General features: G+C 47.2%; 17 protein-coding genes and 4 tRNA genes. 4 read left to right on the top strand and 17 right to left on the bottom strand.

Translation table 11 applies throughout. The annotated features are described in order from the left end of the window. Positions 1-58: 58 nt before the first annotated feature. From ileS to dut, 4 genes are all read left to right on the top strand, one after another. The gene (gene ileS / locus DTO96_RS07690) at positions 59-2,848 is read left to right on the top strand and encodes an isoleucine--tRNA ligase (RefSeq protein WP_114562958.1); all 2,790 of its coding nucleotides are present in this window, start codon (positions 59-61) and stop codon (positions 2,846-2,848) included. Between the two features lie 219 nt (positions 2,849-3,067). Then, positions 3,068-3,541 carry a signal peptidase II gene (gene lspA / locus DTO96_RS07685; RefSeq protein ID WP_225972453.1) on the top strand — a complete coding sequence of 158 codons (474 nt, stop codon included), beginning with the start codon at positions 3,068-3,070 and terminating at the stop codon, positions 3,539-3,541. A 35-nt stretch (positions 3,542-3,576) separates the two neighbouring features. After that, on the top strand, positions 3,577-4,785 hold the full coding sequence (gene coaBC / locus DTO96_RS07680; protein WP_114562956.1) for a bifunctional phosphopantothenoylcysteine decarboxylase/phosphopantothenate--cysteine ligase CoaBC: 1,209 nt from the start codon (positions 3,577-3,579) through the stop codon (positions 4,783-4,785). Positions 4,786-4,840: 55 nt separating this feature from the next. After that, positions 4,841-5,287, top strand: a complete 447-nt coding sequence (dut, locus tag DTO96_RS07675; RefSeq protein ID WP_114562955.1) for a dUTP diphosphatase — start codon at positions 4,841-4,843, stop codon at positions 5,285-5,287. A 77-nt stretch (positions 5,288-5,364) separates the two neighbouring features. Here the strand turns inward: dut and grpE are convergent, their stop codons facing one another. The 17 genes from grpE to DTO96_RS07590 all read right to left on the bottom strand — a co-directional run bounded on the left by grpE (position 5,365) and on the right by DTO96_RS07590 (position 20,407). Continuing rightward, complete coding sequence (gene grpE, locus DTO96_RS07670; RefSeq protein ID WP_114563973.1) at positions 5,365-5,922, bottom strand: nucleotide exchange factor GrpE; 558 nt, start codon at positions 5,920-5,922, stop codon at positions 5,365-5,367. A 138-nt stretch (positions 5,923-6,060) separates the two neighbouring features. Then, the gene (locus tag DTO96_RS07665) at positions 6,061-7,257 is read right to left on the bottom strand and encodes a tryptophan--tRNA ligase (RefSeq protein ID WP_114562954.1); all 1,197 of its coding nucleotides are present in this window, start codon (positions 7,255-7,257) and stop codon (positions 6,061-6,063) included. Positions 7,258-7,278: 21 nt separating this feature from the next. Then, positions 7,279-7,968 (bottom strand): site-2 protease family protein, encoded by a 690-nt coding sequence (locus DTO96_RS07660; RefSeq protein WP_114562953.1) that lies wholly within the window; start codon positions 7,966-7,968, stop codon positions 7,279-7,281. A 121-nt stretch (positions 7,969-8,089) separates the two neighbouring features. Then, on the bottom strand, positions 8,090-8,926 hold the full coding sequence (locus DTO96_RS07655; protein WP_225972452.1) for a PHP domain-containing protein: 837 nt from the start codon (positions 8,924-8,926) through the stop codon (positions 8,090-8,092). A gap of 100 nt (positions 8,927-9,026) precedes the next feature. Continuing rightward, complete coding sequence (gene zapE, locus DTO96_RS07650) at positions 9,027-10,124, bottom strand: cell division protein ZapE (protein ID WP_114562951.1); 1,098 nt, start codon at positions 10,122-10,124, stop codon at positions 9,027-9,029. Between the two features lie 321 nt (positions 10,125-10,445). After that, positions 10,446-10,952: an rRNA maturation RNase YbeY gene (ybeY, locus tag DTO96_RS07645; protein ID WP_114562950.1), complete on the bottom strand. Its 507-nt coding sequence runs from the start codon at positions 10,950-10,952 to the stop codon at positions 10,446-10,448. A gap of 8 nt (positions 10,953-10,960) precedes the next feature. Beyond that, positions 10,961-12,121 carry a PhoH family protein gene (locus tag DTO96_RS07640; RefSeq protein ID WP_114562949.1) on the bottom strand — a complete coding sequence of 387 codons (1,161 nt, stop codon included), beginning with the start codon at positions 12,119-12,121 and terminating at the stop codon, positions 10,961-10,963. A gap of 89 nt (positions 12,122-12,210) precedes the next feature. Beyond that, positions 12,211-13,629 (bottom strand): tRNA (N6-isopentenyl adenosine(37)-C2)-methylthiotransferase MiaB, encoded by a 1,419-nt coding sequence (miaB, locus tag DTO96_RS07635; RefSeq protein WP_114562948.1) that lies wholly within the window; start codon positions 13,627-13,629, stop codon positions 12,211-12,213. Between the two features lie 370 nt (positions 13,630-13,999). Continuing rightward, positions 14,000-14,779: a TatD family hydrolase gene (locus DTO96_RS07630; protein ID WP_114562947.1), complete on the bottom strand. Its 780-nt coding sequence runs from the start codon at positions 14,777-14,779 to the stop codon at positions 14,000-14,002. 135 nt (positions 14,780-14,914) lie between these two features. Then, positions 14,915-14,990: transfer RNA gene (locus DTO96_RS07625), tRNA-Glu, on the bottom strand. 44 nt (positions 14,991-15,034) lie between these two features. After that, a tRNA-Glu gene (locus DTO96_RS07620) sits at positions 15,035-15,110 on the bottom strand. Between the two features lie 48 nt (positions 15,111-15,158). Beyond that, positions 15,159-15,234 (bottom strand) — tRNA-Glu (locus tag DTO96_RS07615). Between the two features lie 25 nt (positions 15,235-15,259). Then, positions 15,260-15,335 (bottom strand) — tRNA-Ala (locus DTO96_RS07610). Between the two features lie 167 nt (positions 15,336-15,502). Then, positions 15,503-16,792 (bottom strand): serine--tRNA ligase, encoded by a 1,290-nt coding sequence (serS, locus tag DTO96_RS07605; RefSeq protein ID WP_114562946.1) that lies wholly within the window; start codon positions 16,790-16,792, stop codon positions 15,503-15,505. Positions 16,793-16,964: 172 nt separating this feature from the next. After that, entirely contained in the window at positions 16,965-18,281 is a 1,317-nt protein-coding gene (locus DTO96_RS07600; protein WP_114562945.1) for a replication-associated recombination protein A, read from the bottom strand. 226 nt (positions 18,282-18,507) lie between these two features. Then, complete coding sequence (gene cls / locus DTO96_RS07595; protein WP_114562944.1) at positions 18,508-19,947, bottom strand: cardiolipin synthase; 1,440 nt, start codon at positions 19,945-19,947, stop codon at positions 18,508-18,510. Positions 19,948-20,029: 82 nt separating this feature from the next. Beyond that, positions 20,030-20,407 carry a SirB2 family protein gene (locus DTO96_RS07590; protein ID WP_114562943.1) on the bottom strand — a complete coding sequence of 126 codons (378 nt, stop codon included), beginning with the start codon at positions 20,405-20,407 and terminating at the stop codon, positions 20,030-20,032. Between the last annotated feature and the right edge of the window lie 87 nt (positions 20,408-20,494).

The following is a 20,494-nucleotide window of genomic DNA, read 5'->3' as shown; positions in this document are numbered from 1 at the left end:
CATGTTCAATCCGCATGACATAAGGCTTCACGGCATCAAACCAAAGACCATTGACATCATGACAGATCCAAAAAAATCCAACTACCCCGTCAACCTCCTCGATACCCCATTCCCCATGCGTGGTGACCTTGCCAAACGCGAACCAGTGTGGGTCAAAGAATGGCAGGCAAAAAAACGTTATCAAAAAATCCGTGAAGCCGCAGCGGGTCGCCCAAAATTCATTTTGCATGATGGCCCACCGTATGCGAATGGCGACATTCACATCGGTCATGCAGTCAATAAAATCCTCAAAGACATCATCGTCAAATCGCGCACAATGGCGGGGTTTGATGCGCCTTATGTCCCCGGCTGGGACTGTCACGGCATGCCGATTGAAAATAAAATCGAATCGTTGTACGGTAAAGGTTTGCCGACGCAAGAAGTTCAGCAAAAGTCACGCGCGTATGCAAGCGAACAGGTTGAAAAACAAAAACTCGATTTCATGCGTTTGGGTATTTTAGGCGACTGGAATGACCCATACAAAACCATGAACTTTTCTAACGAAGCGAACGAACTTCGTGCGCTTGGAACCATTTTGGACAAAGGTTATGTGTATCGTGGTTTAAAACCTGTCAACTGGTGTTTTGATTGTGAATCGGCATTGGCTGAAGCTGAGGTTGAATACCAAAACAAAATTGATTTGGCCATCGATGTGGGTTTTGAATTTGCTGAACACGATAAACTGTCTGTGGCTTTTGGCACCACTGCCGGCCAAACAGGTCACATCGTGATTTGGACAACAACACCATGGACAATCCCCGCCAATCAAGCACTCAACGTTCACCCAGAAATTGAATATGCATTGGTGCAAACGGACAATGGCCAATTGATTTTAGCCAAAGATTTGGTTGAAAGTACATTGGCGCGCTACGAGTTGAACGGTGACATCATCGCCACATGCCTTGGCGCGGCATTGGATCACATTGCCTTTAAACATCCCTTATATTCACGCTTATCTCCAGTGTATTTGGGCGATTACGTGACCACAGATGCGGGGACGGGCATCGTCCATTCAGCACCCGCTTATGGTGTAGAGGATTTTTCATCATGCAAAGCCAACGGCATGAAAGACGATGACATCCTCACGCCAGTGATGGGCAATGGCGTTTATGTGGCGGATTTACCTGAATTCGGCGGCATGCACATTTGGAAAGCCAATGCGGCCATTGTCGAAAAACTCACCGAAGCCGGTGCATTGTTCAAAGTAGTTAAATACGATCACAGCTACATGCACTGCTGGCGACATAAAACCCCATTGATTTTCCGCGCCACCACACAATGGTTCGCCTCAATGGACAACCCAGTCGAAGCCTCAAGCTTGCGTCAACGCGCCCTTAAAGGCGTCGAGGACACACAATTTTTCCCAGCTTGGGGGCAAGCACGTTTGCACAGCATGATTGCCAATCGCCCCGACTGGACGCTGTCACGCCAGCGTCAATGGGGGGTGCCGATGCCCTTTTTCTTGTCAAAAGCAACAGGGCAATTGCATCCTAACACGCCCGAGTTGCTTGAAAAAATAGCCCAATTGGTTGAACAAAACGGCATTGAAGCTTGGCAAACACTCGACATCGCTGAATTTCTCGGTGCAGATGCCGATGACTACGTGAAAAACAAAGACACTTTGGATGTGTGGTTTGACTCGGGTACGACACATTTCCACGTCTTGCGTGGTTCGCACGCAACTGATTTGTCATGGCCTGCCGATTTGTATCTCGAAGGCTCAGATCAGCACCGAGGCTGGTTCCATTCATCCTTGCTCACAGGCTGCATGCTGGATGGTCGCGCACCTTACAAAGCGCTGCTCACGCACGGTTTTGCAGTTGATGGCGATGGTAAAAAAATGAGCAAATCACTCGGCAACATTGTGTCACCACAAGATGTGGCTAACAAAATGGGCGCAGAAATCATTCGCTTATGGGTGGCTTCAACCGATTATTCGGGTGAACTGTCTATTTCTGATGAGATTTTGAAACGTGTGTCTGAAGGCTATCGCCGCATTCGCAACACCTTGCGCTTTTTACTCGCCAATTTGACCGATTTTGATGCAAAGACTCAGCTGTTGCCAGTGACAGAGCTGCTCGAAATCGATCAATACGCGCTCGCATTGACCGCCAACTGGCAAACCGAACTGCTTGCTCATGCTGAGAAATACGAATTCCATCCATTGGTCGCTAAATTACAAAACTTCTGCTCCGAAGATTTGGGCGGTTTCTATTTGGACATCATCAAAGACCGCCTGTACACCAGCGCACCTGATTCTCCTGCACGCCGTGCGGCACAAACCACCTTATGGCACGTCGCACAAAGTCTCGTGCGTGTGATGGCACCGATTTTAAGCTTTACGGCCGAAGAAGCATGGCCCATTTTGAACCACGGCTCAATCGACGACACGATTTTCACGGAACTCTATCATGTCATGCCCTCACCTGCGAACTCAGAAGCCTTGATTGCCAGCTGGTCACGCATCCGTGAGCTGCGCAATGACGTCAACAAAGCCTTGGAAGATGCCCGTGGCACGAATCAAATTGGCTCCGCTTTGCAAGCCAATGTCACCATCAGTGCGCCTGAAGTGGATGCAGACATTTTAAAACGACTGGGTGACGATTTGCGTTTTGTTTTAATCACATCGGGTGCGCATGTTGAGCAAAATGAGCAAATGAGCGTCGCTGTCAACACCGCAGTGGGGCAAAAATGCGAGCGTTGCTGGCATGTCACCGTCGATGTTGGCACACATGCAGATCACCCAACGCTGTGTACACGTTGTGTCGGTAATTTATTTGGTTCAGGCGAACAACGACGTTTTGCTTAACACTTTTATTAAATTGAAATGGCGAAAAGATAAAAACGGACCTCTTCTTAACACACTGTTTTTATTTCAAGTGTTGTCAGGGAAATCCTGACAACAACTCTGATTTCAAGGTGGACACAATGGTTTTTAACTTTTTCCGTTGTACCTAAAAAACGTTTTCTTCTCATATTTTTTAGCGCACTGAAAAAATATGAATGACATGACACAAAGAACATGAACATGACTCAATATTCCCTTACAAAATATTTCAGCCTCACAGCCTTGGTCATTCTCATAGACCAAATCACCAAACTCATCATGGAAGCAAAATTTCAATTCGGTGAATTTAAACCCATCACTGTTTTTTTCAACTTGGTTCTGACTTACAATCCAGGTGCTGCATTTGGCTTTCTTGCGCAACACGATGGCTGGCAACGCTGGTTTTTCACCACATTATCGCTGTTGGCATCTGTTTTCATCGTCATTTATATGCGAAAAAGCCGCCATTTACCTCGTTTATGCCTTGGTTTGGCTTTCATTCTTGGTGGTGCAATTGGTAATTTGATTGACCGTGTGCGCATTGGGCGCGTGGTTGATTTTCTTGACTTTTATGTGGGCAATTCACACTGGCCTGCATTTAACATCGCTGATTCAGCCATTTTCATTGGTGTGGCCATTTTACTCGTCGATGAATTTTCCAAAAAGAAGCCCTAATAAATCGTCGGTCATTGATACACAAAGGACGCGCCATGCTCAAAAATAAACACATTATTCTCGGCATCACAGGCGGCATCGCCGCTTATAAAAGCGCAGAATTGGCGCGTTTACTGAAAAAACAAGGTGCGCGCGTGTCCGTGGTCATGACTGAAGGGGCGAAGGAATTCATTACCCCCCTCACATTCTCCTCACTCACGGGTGAAGCCGTATACGATGACCTATGGCAAAATCGAAATGGCACTGGCAGCAACATCGCCCACATCAACCTCACCCGTGAAGCCGATGCCTTCCTGATTGCACCGTGTACTGCCAACGCCATGAGCAAAATTGCGCACGGTGTGGCCGACGATTTACTCACCAATCTGGTTCTCGCTCGTGATGCGGTCACATGCCCAATGGCGATTGCTCCAGCCATGAATGTACATATGTGGGCAAACCCCGCCACCCAGCGCAACCTCGAATTGATACGGCAAGATGGCATCACGATATTCGGCCCCGCTTCAGGTGAGCAAGCCTGTGGTGAAATCGGCGCGGGCAGATTGCTCGAAGCCAGCGATTTAGCCCACGCGATTGAACGGCTGTTTGTCCCACAAAGCTTGGCAGGGAAAAAAGTCCTCATCACCGCCGGGCCCACCTTTGAAGCCATTGACCCCGTGCGTGGGATCACCAATCGCTCCAGCGGCAAAATGGGCTACGCCCTCGCTCACGCGGCCGCTTGCGCTGGTGCTAATGTCACCCTCATTTCAGGGCCCACCGCTTTACCCATACCTTTCGGCGTGGGTCGCATCAATGTCGAATCTGCCCAAGAAATGCTGGATGCTTGCTTAAAATACAGCCCTGAATCCGATGTTTTCATCGCAGTCGCCGCTGTTGCCGATTGGCGCACCGCCGATGTGGCCACACAAAAAATCAAAAAACAGCACACCGATGATGTGCCTTGCTTAAGTTTTGTACAAAATCCAGATATTTTACATACCATCGCACAACAGCCCAATTCACCTTATTGCGTTGGGTTTGCTGCGGAGACTGAGCATGTCATTGAATTTGGGCAGGCCAAACGCCTCAAAAAAGGCATTCCTCTGCTCATCGCCAACAACGGCCCTGCAACATTTGGAGCCGATGACAATCAAGTAGTGTTATTGGATGATTCAGGGTTGCATGAGTTACCCAAACAAAACAAAGCCCAATTGGCTCACGTATTGATTGCTGAAATATCAAATCGACTCACAAAAAAACTTTGAATCAAATCAAATAACACAATAACCCATTATATTCATTAACAAAAAGAAAGAAAACATGCAGATTGACGTTAAAATCCTCAACGAAAAACTCAATACACAACTCCCCGCTTATGCCACCACTGGCAGCGCAGGTTTGGACTTACGTGCTGCGATAGACACCGCCCTCACCCTTGAGCCAGGTCAAACCGTGCTCATTCCAACAGGTATGGCAATTCATTTGGACGATGCCCACTATGCAGCACTCATTTTGCCGCGAAGTGGTTTGGGTCACAAACACGGCATCGTATTGGGTAATTTGGTTGGTTTAATTGATTCGGACTATCAAGGTGAGCTGATGGTGTCCACATGGAATCGTGGTCAAACGGCTTTCACCATCGAGCCTTTTGAGCGGATTGCACAGTTGGTCATCGTTCCTGTTGTACAAGCCCAATTCAACATCGTCAATGACTTTGACAAGTCTGATCGTGGCACCGGTGGATTTGGCAGCACAGGCGTGAAATAAGTTTCGGCTCTGCACAAGAAAAAAGCTCACATCATGTGAGCTTTTTTTCTGTGAAATCATCGCAAACGACAGGGAGCTTAGCTTTGCGCTGACACCACCACCAAAGCGGGACGCAAAACACGATCTGCAATTTTATAACCTTTTTGCAAAACATCAATCACTGTGTTTGCAGGCAGTTCAGAAGGAATGGCCGAAATCGCTTGATGAAAATGTGGGTCGAATGTTTCACCTTTTGGATCCACAACGATGATGCCACCTTTTTCAAGTGCCGTCGACAATTGCTTGAAGGTCAACTCAACACCTTCGCGCAACGTATTCAAATCACCCGAATTGTCCGCTAAAGCTTTTTCAAGGCTTTCTTGTACAGGTAACAAACCATCGGCAAATTTCTCAATTGCGAATTTATGTGCTTTGGTCACATCCTCAGAAGCACGGCGACGCACATTTTCCATCTCAGCGTGGGTGCGCAACAATTGATCTTTTAACAAAGCCACTTGTTCTTCAAGGGCTGCTGTGGGGCTCATGGTGCTTTCTAAAGGCTCTTCTTCGATGCTGTCAAACGCCTCAAGGTTGTCGAGGCCTTCATTGTTTTTCACTTCGGTTTGTTCTGTTGGGGCTTGTTCTTGCTGGGTCATGCCTGTTACCTTTGATTTGATAAAATTGAATGCGGAGGCGAACATGTGCGCCTTTTTTGTCTGTGTATTTTAAAATAGGGATAAATCCGTTTTTTTCAAGCGGGTTTGTTATAAAAAACCATTTGAATCAAATTTCAATCAACCTAAACCCATGACTTCACGCACATCCCGCATCGTTTCTTGTGCCATTTTACGTGCCTGCTCAGAACCATCTGCAATAATGTTGCGCACCAAGGTGGGGTCGTCCATATAGATTTGCGCCCGTTCTAAAATAGGCAACTGCTCTTTAATGACGGCATCGATCACGGGCTGTTTACACTCTAAGCAACCAATTTTCGCATTTCGACAAGAATCCTGTACCCACATGCATGTTTCATTGTTGCTGTAAATTTGATGCAAAGCCCATACAGGACATTTATCAGGATTGCCAGGATCGGTTTTGCGCACGCGTGCGGGATCCGTTGGCATGGTGCGAATTTTTTTGGTAATCGACTCTGGATCTTCACGCATGCCAATGGTGTTGCCATAGCTTTTTGACATTTTTTGACCATCCAAACCCGGCATACGCGATTCTTTGGTCAACAAGGCTTGTGGCTCGGCAAGAATAATTTTACGGCTGCCTTCAAGGTAACCAAACAAACGCTCTCGGTCCGCCAAGGCAAGGTTTCTCGATTCATCCAGTAAAGCGTGGGCTTGTTCCAATGCCTCTTCTTCACCTTGCTCTTGAAAACGTGTGCGCAACTCATTGTATTGTCTGGCCATTTTGCTACCAAGTTTTTTAACAGCCTCTTGTGCTTTGGCTTCAAAATCTGGTTCGCGCCCATACAAATAATTGAAACGGCGCGCCACTTCACGGGTCATTTCAAGGTGGGGCACCTGATCTTCACCAACAGGAACGTGTTGTGCACGGTAAATCAAAATGTCCGCCGCTTGCAACAAGGGGTAGCCCAAAAAGCCATATGTTCCGAGGTCTTTTTCCTTTAATTTCTCAATTTGCTCTTTGTAAGTCGGCACACGTTCGAGCCAGCCCAATGGGGTTGACATGGCGAGCAGCAAGAACAATTCAGCATGCTCAGTCACCTGAGACTGCACAAAAATTGTCGCTTGCGAGGGATCGATCCCTGATGCCAACCAATCAATGACCATCTCATGTGTGCTTGATTCAATGATACTTGGATCATCATAATGGGTGGTCAGAGCGTGCCAATCGGCGACAAAAAACAAACATGGGTATTCGCTTTGCAAGCTGACCCAGTTTTTGAGCACACCATGATAATGACCCAAATGCAATGCGCCGGTGGGACGCATGCCAGATAAAACGCGTTCTTGAAACATGATGAACCTATAAAAAATTAATTACAAAATGGCTTGCAACAGAGCTGCCAATGGCGTGACCAGCAGCAGCAACAACTTGTACAACGATGACATGATGGGTTCAATCCAATAGGTGAAAATGGTGCTGCCCATTGCCAAAATGATGAACAATGAAAACATTGAGAACTGTTGCTCAAAGGCTTGCATTTTATAAGCCATCGAATCGCTGACCATGGCTTTGGCGATTTGCCAACCTGTAAACGGTGGGATGGGCAGTAGTGAAAAAGCCAAAAATACCAAGTTCACCATCACGCCACGTTGTGCCATTTGAGCAAAAAAGTTTTCTGGGGCAACCGTCATGCTTAACACCAACAACAATAGCAGCCACACAAAAGCCATCGTGAAATTTGCTAAAATACTGGCAAATGAAACCAAACCCATACCAATGTGTGGGTGTTTAAAAGAACTGGCATTCACGGGGACTTGCTTAGCCCCACCAAACAACCATTTGCCCCCACTCAGGAAAAAACTGATCAATGGCACCACAACGGTGAACATGGGATCAATGTGCGAGCTCGGGTTTAATGTTAAACGACCCGCTGATTTTGGGGTGCGGTCACCTAAACGATTGGCCATAAAACCTCGTGCGGCTTCAGCCCAAGTTAAAGCGAGGATCAACGGGATCGCAGCAACAGCTAAATCACGAATGAGGTCAGCAAAATTAAAATCCATGAATGACTTTCTTAAAAAATAATACCATGCAGCCTTGCTGCAAACTTAACTGAGTATTTTACAGAATTTAAGTGTAAAGCGTATGATTAAAGGGACTCGACGAAAATAAGCCAACACACCCTCATGCCCACACACTCCACACAGGTGTTAAACCAGCGGGTAAAGCGGGCACTTGGCCAATGTCCACCCTGCTTTCGTTTAAGGCATGAAAATCGGATCCTGCTGAAGCCAATAAGCCATATCGGCGTGCTGTTTCAGCATACAAGGCATATTGTTTTTTGCTGTGACTGCCCGTGACCACTTCAACCGCGCGACCACCAACGGAGATGAAATCATCAAACAGGCTCGACTCTTGCCCCTCTTCGGTATAAGGATAACGCCCAGGATGTGCCAGCACAGCCACACCGCCCGCACCATCGATCCAAGCCACCGCTTCTTGCAAACTCGTCCAACGGTGTTCAACAAAACCAGGCTTGCCCGCGACCAAATAATCATTAAACACCGCTCGCACATGGTGTGATTTTCTCTGCGCCACCAAAAATCGGGCAAAATGGGTGCGGCTGATTAAATCCTCTCGACCATTGGCATGTGCCAAAGCGCCTTCATACGCGCCCTCAATGCCCACTTCAGCCAATTGCGCAGCCATCTCCAGTGCCCGCTCACGCCGACCGTCGGCCATTTTCTTTAACCCATCAACCAAAGGCACATGATCCAAAGCAATGTTCAGACCCACAATGTGAACGGTCAAGTTCTGCCAAGTCACCGATATTTCAACGCCATTGATGAATCTCATCCCCAATGCATTAGCGGCCATCCGCGCCTCGACCAAACCAGCCAACTGATCGTGGTCGGTCAAAGCCAACTGGGTCACACCATTAGAATATGCACGCGCAACCAAAGCCGCAGGCGAAAGCCCACCATCGGAAGCAGTTGAGTGACAATGTAAATCAACGGTCAAAATCGATCCAATTTAAAAACATGCATGAACATAAAAAACATACAAAAAATAAAAAAACCATCTTTTCATATTTTTCTATTTCGTTTTTACAACGACTTTTTTACAACGACTTAACAGGAATCACTTCTTCTTCAAGGTACTCCTGTGACTGCATTTCCGTTAAGCGTGATACGGTACGAAAAAACTCATTCGCCATTTGCCCTTCAGTATACAACTCGGTAGCGGGCGTCTGTGCGCTGATGAACAACTTAATTTTATGGTCGTACATCACATCAATCAACCATGTGAAACGTCGTGCGGTCGAAAACATGGCGGCGGTCATTTGTGGAATATCCGATACGATCAATGTATCGAAACGCCCAATCAGCTCCAAATAATCCGTCTGCGATCGAGCTGTTGCACACAAGGCATTGAAATCAAACCACGCCACCCGCCCTGCGAACGCCACTGCTTTAATGTCACGATGACCAATGTGCAAGCTTGTGCCTTCGCTGTTGCCCGCCAAATTGTGAAACAATTGAGTCAATTTTTTCTGAGCCACACCATCATTCGGGGTGTGATAGACCTGCGCCGCTGTTAAGGTGCGCTTACGATAATCAATGCCTGCATCGACATTGAACACATCACATATTTTCTTAATCAATTCAATCGCAGGTAAAATGCGGTCACGATGCAAGCCATCGGGATACAGGTCATCGGGCTTGTAATTGGAGGTCATGATGAATCCGACCCCATTTTTAACCAAAGCATCCAGCAGGCGATACAAAATCATAGCATCAGCAATGTCTGACACATGAAACTCATCGAAGCAAATCATTCGGTATTTGGCAGCCACCTGTCGTGCAACCTCATCCAATGGATCGCTGGTGCCTTTGAGGGTTTCCAACTCACGGTGCACACTTTGCATGAACTCGTGAAAATGAATGCGAATTTTTCGGTTCAAAGGCAGATGACTGTAAAACGTATCCATCAATACACTTTTTCCGCGCCCAACACCGCCCCACAGATACACACCAGTGGGCACTTCGGCCTTGCTAAAAAACTTTTTGAATTTATTTGAACGTTTTTCTTTGAACGCCATCCATTCATCTTCATTGCGCTGTAAACGCTTCGCACATGCCTCTTGTGCAGAATCTGGCGCATAACCTTGTTGCCCGAGAATATCGAGGTAATGTTGGAGGAACGTGTGTTTTTTCATGAGACAAGAATCGGTTAATTATAAGTAAACAATATGTTTAATCAAAATGAATTATTTTAAGCTGGATATGCTTATTATTACAGCCTACTGCAGTCTATTGCAGTCCCAATGCCGTGCAAAAATCAATTGAGCAAAATAAATACATTGATAAGCACATTGCGAATATCAGTCCTGTTTTTTATCGTGCCATCGTCTCTTTTGTTGCACGAATGTCATCCAGATAAGCACTGTGCACCGCTGATGCATACGTACCAAATCGGTGACATCACCACCACTCACCCCCCTTGGAGGTGAAATTCAATCATGGCTTGCTGTCGTTGATTAACCCATATCAGACTCAAGATAGGGATCTGCAAACCCCAATCCCATCACAATTTGTTGTTCTAACGCTTCCATGATCTCGGCCTCTTCATCTTCCATGTGGTCAAAACCTTGTGCATGCAACACACCATGCACCACCAGATGCGCGGCATGCTCGACAATCGTTTTGCCTTGCTCGCTCGCTTCGCGCTCCAACACGGCACCGCACAAAATGATGTCCGCCTCAACCTGCTCACCCTGTTCCGCAGCAATCGCGGCACGCACCTCTTCTGGTAATTCGTCCAACTCATCGTCATAGGTAAAGGTCAACACATTGGTCGCATAATCCTTCCCGCGAAACTCAGCATTTAAACGTTGCCCTTCAGTTTCATCAACAAAGCGAATCGTCAATGTCGCATTGACTTGCAACGCTGCTTGAACCCAACGACGCAACAATGGTCGCGGCAAAACATCCATCCAATTCCGAGTGGCATCGGCGTATTGAACCGATAAACTTAACGTATGCATCTTAAAACTCACTTATTATCTGATTGATTATTGCTGATTTCGCGTTCAAGCTTAGCCAATTTCTCTAAGCGAGCCTGCTCTTTTGCCACCGCTTTTCCGCGCGCTTCATACGCATCGACAATTCGCGCCACCAAGGGATGACGCACCACATCCACGCTGGTGAACTCAGAAAAAGCGATGCCTTTGACTTTTTGCAAGGTCTGCACCGCATCCGCCAAACCACTTTTCATCCCACGCGGCAAATCAAGCTGCGACGGATCACCCGTCACCACCGCACGTGCACCAAAACCAATTCGCGTCAAAAACATTTTCATCTGCTCAGGTGTGGTGTTTTGCGCCTCATCCAAAATGATAAACGCATGGTTCAACGTTCGACCGCGCATATAAGCCAACGGCGCGATTTCAATCATTTGCTTCTCAAACATTTTTTGCACTTTGTCAAAACCCATCAAATCATACAAAGCATCGTACAGCGGGCGCAGATAAGGATCAACTTTCTGCGTCAAATCACCGGGTAAAAAACCCAAACGCTCGCCCGCCTCCACCGCTGGACGGGTCAGCACAATGCGTTTCACCGTATCGCGCTCAAGCGCATCGACCGCACAAGCTACAGCAAGATAGGTTTTACCCGTACCCGCAGGCCCAATGCCAAAAGTAATGTCATGCGAAAGGATGTTTTCCAGATACGTTTTTTGCCGCGGCGTGCGTGCTTGCAAATCAGGACGGCGCGTGTGCAACACAGGGCCAGAATCATCCAAAGTCGGCAAATGTTGCGCCAACGCATGGCTCGGCAAACGCGACTCATCCTCATCCACCACCGCACGCGCCGCATGCAGCAAAATGCGCGCATCATGGCGTTGCTCATCCGTACTGTTGCCAGACTTGCTCTTCTTAATAAAACCCGCCTGCAATGACACAATGCCCAACTGAATGTCATCAATGGACAAATCTCGACTGGCTGTATCATAAAAATGCGCCAAAGCCTCTTTGACCTCAGCCGCCCTTGAAGCGTTTGAAGCACTGATATAAAAGCGCGAAGAACGACGAACAATCGTCGCGTTATAAGCTTGTTCAATTTGGCGAAGATTCTCATCGAGTACGCCACACAGGCGAGCCAAACGGGCGTTGTCTGATTTTGGGGCGGTGAATTGGGATTTATGGGCTGGCATATGATTTTAAAAGTTTAATTCCATTTGTACGTTTTTTACTTACAAACAACAATTGTTCAAACAACGATTGAACTCCCCTACTTCTCAAGCTAATTTACTCCAGACATTTTAATCGGAATCGTCACAAACCCGCTATAAAGCATCGGCTTCAGCGCTGCAATGTCAGCATCGCTCATGGCCACGTCACCGCGCAAGGTGATGCCCATCACTTCGGTGATGTTCACATCAATCATTTGCCCGATTAAACGTGAACGAGTGCCTGTTGGTGCTTTGAAGTTGACGATGCGGTTGTTTTCGACTCGGCCAAACAGCTCCGATGGGTCTCGTGTGGATAAACCTTCAACCAAAACCTTCTCAGTGGCGCCCACCATGCTGTGGCTGATGTGTTTGGCGTGATCGTTGATGACAGACTGTAAACGCTGTAAGCGAGCATGTTTGACGTCATACGGCGTGTCATCAACCAGATCGGCAGCGGGCGTGCCTGGGCGTGCGCTGTAGATGAATGAGAAACTCATGTCAAATTTGACTTGGTCGATCAAGCGCATGGTGTCTTCAAACTCGGCTTCAGTTTCACCTGGAAAACCGATGATGAAATCAGATGACATGGCGAGGTTTGGGCGAATGGCGCGGACACGCTGGATGATGTCGAGGTATTTGGCGGCGGTGTAATTGCGCTTCATCGCGGTGAGGATGCGATCAGAACCTGCTTGTACAGGTAAATGCAGGTGATTGACCAATTGCGGTACTTTCTCATACGCCGCAATGAGGCGATCACTGAAATCATTCGGGTGGCTGGTGGTATAGCGAATGCGCTCGATGCCTGGAATGTGTGCGATGGTTTCCAACAAGGTGGCAAAATCAGCAATTTCTGATGTACCGCCCATCGCGCCCATGTAACCATTGACGTTTTGCCCCAACAGGTTGACTTCTTTGACACCTTGATCGGCCAAATCGGCAATTTCAGTCAATACATCGTCAAACGGGCGCGAGACTTCTTCACCACGCGTGTACGGCACAATGCAAAAACTGCAATATTTTGAACACCCTTCCATGATTGAAACATATGCCGTGGCTTTTTCAACGCGTGGTGGTGGCAAGTGGTCAAATTTTTCAATTTCAACAAATTCAATGTCCACTTGGGATTTACCCGTGCTGGCGCGTTTGGCAAGTAAGGTTGGCAAGCGGTGCAAGGTCTGTGGGCCGAACACAAGGTCCACATACGGTGCACGTGCGACGATGTTTTTACCCTCTTGACTGGCAACACAGCCGCCCACACCGATGATTAAATCTGGATTTTTTGCTTTGAGTTTACGAATGCGCCCTAAATCTGAAAATACTTTTTCTTGTGCTTTTTCGCGAATGGAGCAGGTGTTGAGCAGGACAACGTCCGCTTCGTTGATGTCGTCGGTTTTGACGTAGCCATTTTTGTCACGCAGGACATCATGCATTTTGTCGGTGTCATATTCGTTCATTTGACAGCCAAACGTTTTGATGAATACTTTTTTCATTGTTTTCTCGTCGGAGCAGGGTTATAACTGGGGACGAAAAGCCGTTCAAGGCTTTAAGAACAGTTTGATATTATATAAGGGATCGGTAAAAAATCGGAAAAAGGTGTGCGATTATTCCAATGAGGATCACTTTGGCACAATGGGCGTGATTGGTGCATTAAATGCATTTTGGTACTCAGCACATCACTGTACTCGTGTATTGGCTTGGCATAGCTTGACTGTGATCAACATGCAGCATAATTCACTGGCTTAATGCCATTTCAGTCGCTAACAGACATATACAAACACATTCCAATGCGCATCCCTATGAGGTTCTTTTGATTTTGGCGTAACCATTGAAATAAAACACCTTATCTGTATTTCACTTTATTTACATCTTGATTAACTCAGTCAATCTAAAACAGTTTTTAAAATTCTCCGTGGTGGCACGACCCACCTCTTCCACACTCACACCTTTCAACTCTGCAATGCGTTCAGCCACATGGGCAACCCATGCAGGTTGATTGCTTTTGCCTCGATGTGGCACAGGTGCGAGATACGGCGAATCGGTTTCAATTAAAATGCGGTCAAGTGGCACGTACTGCGCACATTCATGCACGATTTTGGCATTTTTAAAACTGACAATCCCTGAAAAAGAGATGTAAAAATTCAAATCCAATGCTTGTTTCGCAACTTCTTTCGCCTCAGTAAAGCAATGCATCACGCCGCCAATCTCGTGAGCATTCTCTTCCCGCATCAAACGAATGGTGTCATCTTGCGCATTGCGAGTGTGGATGATGAGCGGCTTTTTGCTGATGTTTGCGGCTCGGATGTGGGTGCGAAAACGTTCGCGCTGCCACTCCAGATCACCTTCAAGTCGGAAGTAATCCAAACCGGTCTCACCCACCGCAATGACTTTTGGATGCATCGCCATTTCAACCAACTCATCTACCGTTGGTTCGTGAACATCAGGATAATCAGGGTGCGTGCCAACAGAGCCGTATATGTTTGAGTAAGTTTCAATCAGCGTTTTGATGCGCGTCCAATCCGACACATCCACACTCACAGCCAATGCGTGAGTGACTTGTTTCGCCTTCATTTCATCCAAAACCGCAGCCATTTGTGGCATGAGCTCTGGAAAGTCAATGTGACAGTGAGAATCAATGAACATGACGTTCCTTTATGAGAAAGTCGTATTATAATGAAATAAAAAAAGAATCCACATGCCTGTGGTGACAGTCAAAATCATTCTGATAAAAACGACCCATCAATAAAAAAACCACATCATGCGATGTGGTTTTAATATTGGCACACCCAAGGGGATTCGAACCCCTGTAACCACCGTGAAAGGGTGGTGTCCTAGGCCTCTAGACGATGGGTGCTTAGAACTTTTTTACTGCTCGAAAAAATATTTTCGTTTAAAACTTGGCACACCCAAGGGGATTCGAACCCCTGTAACCACCGTGAAAGGGTGGTGTCCTAGGCCTCTAGACGATGGGTGCTTAGAACTTAACTTTGCAAAAAAGTGGCTGACTTTTTTGTTTAAAACTTGGCACACCCAAGGGGATTCGAACCCCTGTAACCACCGTGAAAGGGTGGTGTCCTAGGCCTCTAGACGATGGGTGCTTAGAACTTTTTTCGACACAATAATTGGTGGAGATAAGCAGGATCGAACTGCTGACCTCTTGCATGCCATGCAAGCGCTCTCCCAGCTGAGCTATACCCCCATGTGCGAAGAAACGAGATTATGCCGCATTTCCGCGCTTTGCGCAAGAGTTTTTAAAAAAAATCCAACAAGAAATTGCAGAATAAGTTCATTTTTTAAAACAAATCAATTGAATACAGAAAAAGCAAAAAATCTTTTCCTCACAACCAATTGATTTTATTTTATTTTTTATGCGGTTAACACTGCTTTGCCGTTCATATAAGGTTGTAAAGCCACAGGGATGCGCACCGACCCATCCACTTGCTGATGGTTTTCAAGCAAAGCAACCAACGCACGGCCAACAGCCAATCCAGAACCATTCAATGTGTGTAAAAGCTCAGGTTTGTTTGTGCCCACACGGAAACGAGCCTGCATGCGCTGCGCTTGAAAGGCTTCACAATTTGAAACGCTGGAAATCTCACGATATGTGCTTTGCGAAGGCACCCACACTTCGAGGTCATAGGTTTTCGTTGCCCCAAAACCCATGTCACCCGTGCACAATTGAACCACGCGATACGGCAACTCCAGCAATTGTAAGATTTTCTCAGCATGCCCACGCATGTCCTCAAGCGTTTCATACGATTTCTCAGGATGAACAATTTGCACCATCTCAACTTTATCAAACTGATGTTGGCGAATCAAACCGCGCGTGTCGCGCCCTGCACTGCCCGCTTCAGAGCGAAAGCACGGTGTGTGCGCAGTTAATTTGATTGGTAAATCTTCAACCGCCACAATGCTGTCTCGCACTGTATTGGTCAGTGGAATTTCAGAGGTTGGGATTAAATACATTTCGCGCGCTTCTTCGTCACCACCTTTACTGACCCAAAATAAATCTTCTTTGAACTTTGGTAACTGCCCAGTGCCCAACATGCTGTCGGCATTGACAATGTAAGGCGTGTAACATTCGGTGTAACCATGCACTTCAGTTTGCGTGTCCAACATCAGTTGCGCGAGCGCACGATGAAGCTTCGCTAAACCACCTCGCATGAATGAAAAACGTGCACCTGCCAGTTTTGCTGCGGTATCAAAATCAAGCATGCCCAAGCCTTCACCAATGGCAACGTGATCTTTCACTTCAAAATCATACGTTGCAGGTGTGCCCCAACGTGAAATTTCGACATTTTCAGTTTCATCTTTACCTTGCGGTACGGATTCATGCGGTAAATTGGGGATGCGCATGAGCAGGTCGTTCAGTTTCACCTGAATGTCTTCGAGCGCCACTGCCGAGGCTTTCAATTCATCGCCAATACCCGCCACTTGCGCCATAACCTCATCGGCACTTTGTTTTTGTGATTTCAAAATGCCGATTTCTTTTGACAGTTTGTTGCGCTGCGACTGTAGCTCCTCAGTGCGCATTTGAATGGTTTTGCGCTGCACTTCGAGCGCGTTAAAGCCGTCCACATCCAAATCAAAACCGCGCGTTTTCAGGCGTGCGGCAACAGCATCGATTTCTTTTCTAAGTAATTGTATGTCTAACATTGAATATCCAGTTCATTTGCATCTGTCATTTCCGCACGATTGCAAATTCAGTCGAGCGCATCACGCACCTTAAACCTATGGTTATCATGGGTAAAAAATGCTGCACGCTTGATTGGATTCCCACCGTAGCCTGTCTTCGAAAAAAAGGGAACGGGAATGGCAAATGCGGAGTTTACTTTTTACGCGCCGCCTCATCCAAGGCACGCAGTTGATTTAATTTCTCCGCTATTTTACCTTCTAAGCCGCGACTTGTGGGCTGATAACTCGGTGCAGGCGGCATATTATCAGGAAAATAATTTTCGCCAGCCGCATAACCGTCGGCTTCATCATGTGCATAGCGATAACCTTTACCATAATCAAGCGATTTCATCAGCTTGGTCGGCGCGTTGCGCAAATGCAGCGGCACAAGGCGTGACGGCTCACTCGCCACAAATGCGCGCATTTGATTAAACGCTTTATAGCCCGCATTGGACTTGGCCGCCACCGCCAAATACAGCACCGCCTGCGCCAACGCCAATTCTCCTTCAGGCGAGCCGAGTCGTTCGTAGGTTTGCGCCGCATCATTGCACATTTGCATCGCGCGTGGGTCTGCCAGCCCAATGTCCTCCCACGCCATGCGCACAATGCGCCGCGCAAGGTAACGTGGGTCTGCCCCACCATCCAGCATGCGTGTAAACCAGTACAATGCTGCATCGGGATTGCTGCCACGCACGGATTTATGTAAAGCCGAAATTTGATCATAGAAATCATCACCGCCCGCATCAAATCGGCGCAAAGTCGAACCAAGTGATGATTTGACATGCGCTTCCGTGATGGTGCTGCCATTTTCACTGCTCACCACTTGTGCCACTTGTTCAAGTTGATTAAGCAATCGCCGTGCATCACCATCGGCAGCATTGATAAGTCGTGCACGCGCAGCGTCATCAATTTCGACCTTCAACACTTGCACGCACGCACGGGTAATGAGCACATTCAACTCATCGTCGTTGAGCGACTCAAGCACATAAACAGCGGCCCGTGACAGCAAGGCATTGTTCACTTCAAACGATGGGTTTTCAGTTGTTGCCCCAATAAACGTCAGCAAGCCTGATTCAACATGCGGTAAAAAAGCATCCTGCTGCGATTTATTGAAGCGGTGTACTTCATCGACAAATAAAATCGTTTGCCGACCTTGGGCGCGGTAAATATGCGCCTGCTCAACCACTTCTCGAATCTCTTTCACGCCAGAAAGCACGGCAGACAAGGCCACAAAATAAGCATCGAATGAATGCGCCACCAGCCGCGCCAACGTGGTTTTGCCCACGCCAGGCGGCCCCCAAAAAATCATTGAATGCAAACGCTGTTGAGAAAAAGCGACCTGTAAAGGCATGCCCGCTGCCAGCAAATGCGACTGCCCCACCACATCACCAAGGGTGTGCGGGCGCAAACGTTCAGGGAGTGGCACATTTCCCCCTCCTTGCTGACCATCGTTTCCAAACAAATCACCCATGCTTGCTCAATTAAAATAAGTGTTTCCACGCGGTGCGCGGGAACGAATTCACATCATAGGACTCAAACCATCAGATTCACATCATCAATTGGTAATTGGCAATAAACGTTTATCATCAAACCCAATGCTTTGAATTATCCCACAACTGCTCACAAACCAATCACGAGCTGGCAAAAAATAAAAAAGCACCATGAGGCTCTCATGGTGCTGAATGAGGCAGAGGCATTTACAATACGGGTCCTATTGTGGCCACGGCGTTGTGCCACAGCTGTTTACCTTTGCTCCAAGCATTGACCTCCTCAATCGTCACAGGCACCGATGAATGAATGTATTTTTGCTGACGGGCAATGATGTCTTTCGTTAACTCAGGGTCATAAAATACGATGTTATTTTCATAATTCAAGTCAAAACTGCGACGATCCATATTGGCAGAGCCAATCAATGATGCCTCACCATCAACCGTCATCAATTTGGCATGCAAAAGCCCACCCACGTATTCGTAAATATGAACCCCCGCTTTAAGCAATGGGTGATAATAACTGCGGCTGGCTGCACCGACCACCCATGAATCATTGCGCTGCGGCAGCGTCATGGTGACATGGACACCACTGCGAGCCGCAATACACAAAGCACTGACCAGCGGCTCATTCGGCACAAAATAAGGTGTCGTGATCATCAGGTCTCGCCGAGCGGTTCCAATCATGGTCAAAAATACATCCGACATCGCGGCATGACGCTCGGTCGGCCCTGTGCCAATCACCTGTGCGGGGCAAGAAAGCGAGATCAAGTCAGGTTTAACCTGCCAAATATCATCCAAATTTTCATGGGTTGCGCCCTCCCAATCACTGGCAAACAGGCATTGATTTTGAATCGCAATCGCGCCAGTGAAACGCACAACCGTATCCACCCACGGCGCATATTTCGCTTTGGGTGCAAAAGCGGCATCGGCGCAATTTTGACTGCCGCAGTAAGTGATGCGATTATCAATCACCATAATCTTACGATGATTGCGCAGATCAATGCGCCCCACCAATGTACGAAAAAAAGGATTACCAATCGGCAAGGCGTAAGCCAACTTAACGCCAGCACCCTTCATTTGTTGCCAATGTGTTGAGCCAATCAAGCTGCGCGAACCCAATGCATCGGCCAAAGCACGGCATGTCACGCCGCGCTGAGCCGCTCGCATCAGTGCAGCGGCCACTTTTAAACCACTGTCATCGGTCAACCAAATATAAAACAACACGTGCACATGCTTTTTGGCTTCATCGATGTCCTTGATCAGCGCATCAATGGCCGCTTCAGAGTCCGCCAAGACGACACCATGATTGCCGCCAACGGGAATAAAGTCGTTGATCGAATGCCCAATACGAAAAACTTGATGGTACTGCTCAGGGATAGCCATGCGAAGTGTTTCAGGAATGGTGTATTGCTTGATCGTTTTAAGCGTATCTTCTCGAATCAGTCGCATGCGCTCTACACGCTTGATGCCAATATTGGTTTCACCAAGCATCAAATATAGGAGCACACCGAAAATGGGTAAGCCAATGATGACCAGCATCCAAGCCACACGTGATGCAGGCTCACGATATGGACGCAACATCACCCGTCCGACCATATAAATGACAACAACATAATGGACAATAACGACGAAAATCATCCAAGACATATTGATATGCTCCTTATCGTGATCCCTAAAGCTCAACCAAAACACCATCAAAAAGCCGAAATCACCGTACGGCATTGTTTCTTCAAAAAGGCCAAACCCGTTTTGTTTGTGCCACCATCAGAATATAAGTGACAACCAGTAAGGCAGTTAAAAAAGCCAATCGCCGAACACGTTGTGTTTTGCCCTTTAAAGCCAACATCCCCAACGCAATGTAAACCAACACAGCAACGATTTTCACACTCAACCATGCATATTGAAAAGGATTGCCCCAGAGCAACACCAACATGCTTAGCGCAAAAGCAAGCAACAGCGCATCAATCACATGAGGCAATATTTTCCAGTAACGTTGATGCAAACGCTCAGAATCCAAGCTCATCAGCACACCACGCAAAATAAATAGGCTGATGCTCAAATAAGCCATGCCCTTGTGCGCCTGTTTGAACACTTCGTAACTATTCATATATTCATAAGCTTATTGCTCAACTCAATGCCGCTCATCGTTTGCTCTGTTCGTTGTTTATGATAATGACTTGATAATACAAGAAGA

The sequence above is a fragment of the Ephemeroptericola cinctiostellae genome (assembly GCF_003339525.1).
Classification (GTDB): Bacteria; Pseudomonadota; Gammaproteobacteria; order Burkholderiales; family Burkholderiaceae; genus Hydromonas; species Hydromonas cinctiostellae.
This window is presented reverse-complemented; position numbering and strand designations above follow the sequence as displayed.

Excerpts from the sequence above, each read along its gene's own strand:
- cls (WP_114562944.1), bottom strand. The coding sequence starts at position 19,947 with ATGTCTTGGATGATTTTCGTCGTTATTGTCCATTATGTTGTTGTCATT.
- DTO96_RS07660 (WP_114562953.1), bottom strand. The coding sequence starts at position 7,968 with ATGGATTTTAATTTTGCTGACCTCATTCGTGATTTAGCTGTTGCTGCG.
- ybeY (WP_114562950.1), bottom strand. The coding sequence starts at position 10,952 with ATGCATACGTTAAGTTTATCGGTTCAATACGCCGATGCCACTCGGAAT.
- DTO96_RS07640 (WP_114562949.1), bottom strand. The coding sequence starts at position 12,121 with ATGCCAGCCCATAAATCCCAATTCACCGCCCCAAAATCAGACAACGCC.
- zapE (WP_114562951.1), bottom strand. The coding sequence starts at position 10,124 with ATGAAAAAACACACGTTCCTCCAACATTACCTCGATATTCTCGGGCAA.
- grpE (WP_114563973.1), bottom strand. The coding sequence starts at position 5,922 with ATGACCCAGCAAGAACAAGCCCCAACAGAACAAACCGAAGTGAAAAAC.
- DTO96_RS07665 (WP_114562954.1), bottom strand. The coding sequence starts at position 7,257 with ATGTTTCAAGAACGCGTTTTATCTGGCATGCGTCCCACCGGCGCATTG.
- DTO96_RS07600 (WP_114562945.1), bottom strand. The coding sequence starts at position 18,281 with ATGGGTGATTTGTTTGGAAACGATGGTCAGCAAGGAGGGGGAAATGTG.
- DTO96_RS07590 (WP_114562943.1), bottom strand. The coding sequence starts at position 20,407 with ATGAATAGTTACGAAGTGTTCAAACAGGCGCACAAGGGCATGGCTTAT.
- miaB (WP_114562948.1), bottom strand. The coding sequence starts at position 13,629 with ATGAAAAAAGTATTCATCAAAACGTTTGGCTGTCAAATGAACGAATAT.
- lspA (WP_225972453.1), top strand. The coding sequence starts at position 3,068 with ATGACTCAATATTCCCTTACAAAATATTTCAGCCTCACAGCCTTGGTC.
- coaBC (WP_114562956.1), top strand. The coding sequence starts at position 3,577 with ATGCTCAAAAATAAACACATTATTCTCGGCATCACAGGCGGCATCGCC.
- serS (WP_114562946.1), bottom strand. The coding sequence starts at position 16,792 with ATGTTAGACATACAATTACTTAGAAAAGAAATCGATGCTGTTGCCGCA.
- DTO96_RS07630 (WP_114562947.1), bottom strand. The coding sequence starts at position 14,779 with ATGTTCATTGATTCTCACTGTCACATTGACTTTCCAGAGCTCATGCCA.
- ileS (WP_114562958.1), top strand. The coding sequence starts at position 59 with ATGACAGATCCAAAAAAATCCAACTACCCCGTCAACCTCCTCGATACC.
- dut (WP_114562955.1), top strand. The coding sequence starts at position 4,841 with ATGCAGATTGACGTTAAAATCCTCAACGAAAAACTCAATACACAACTC.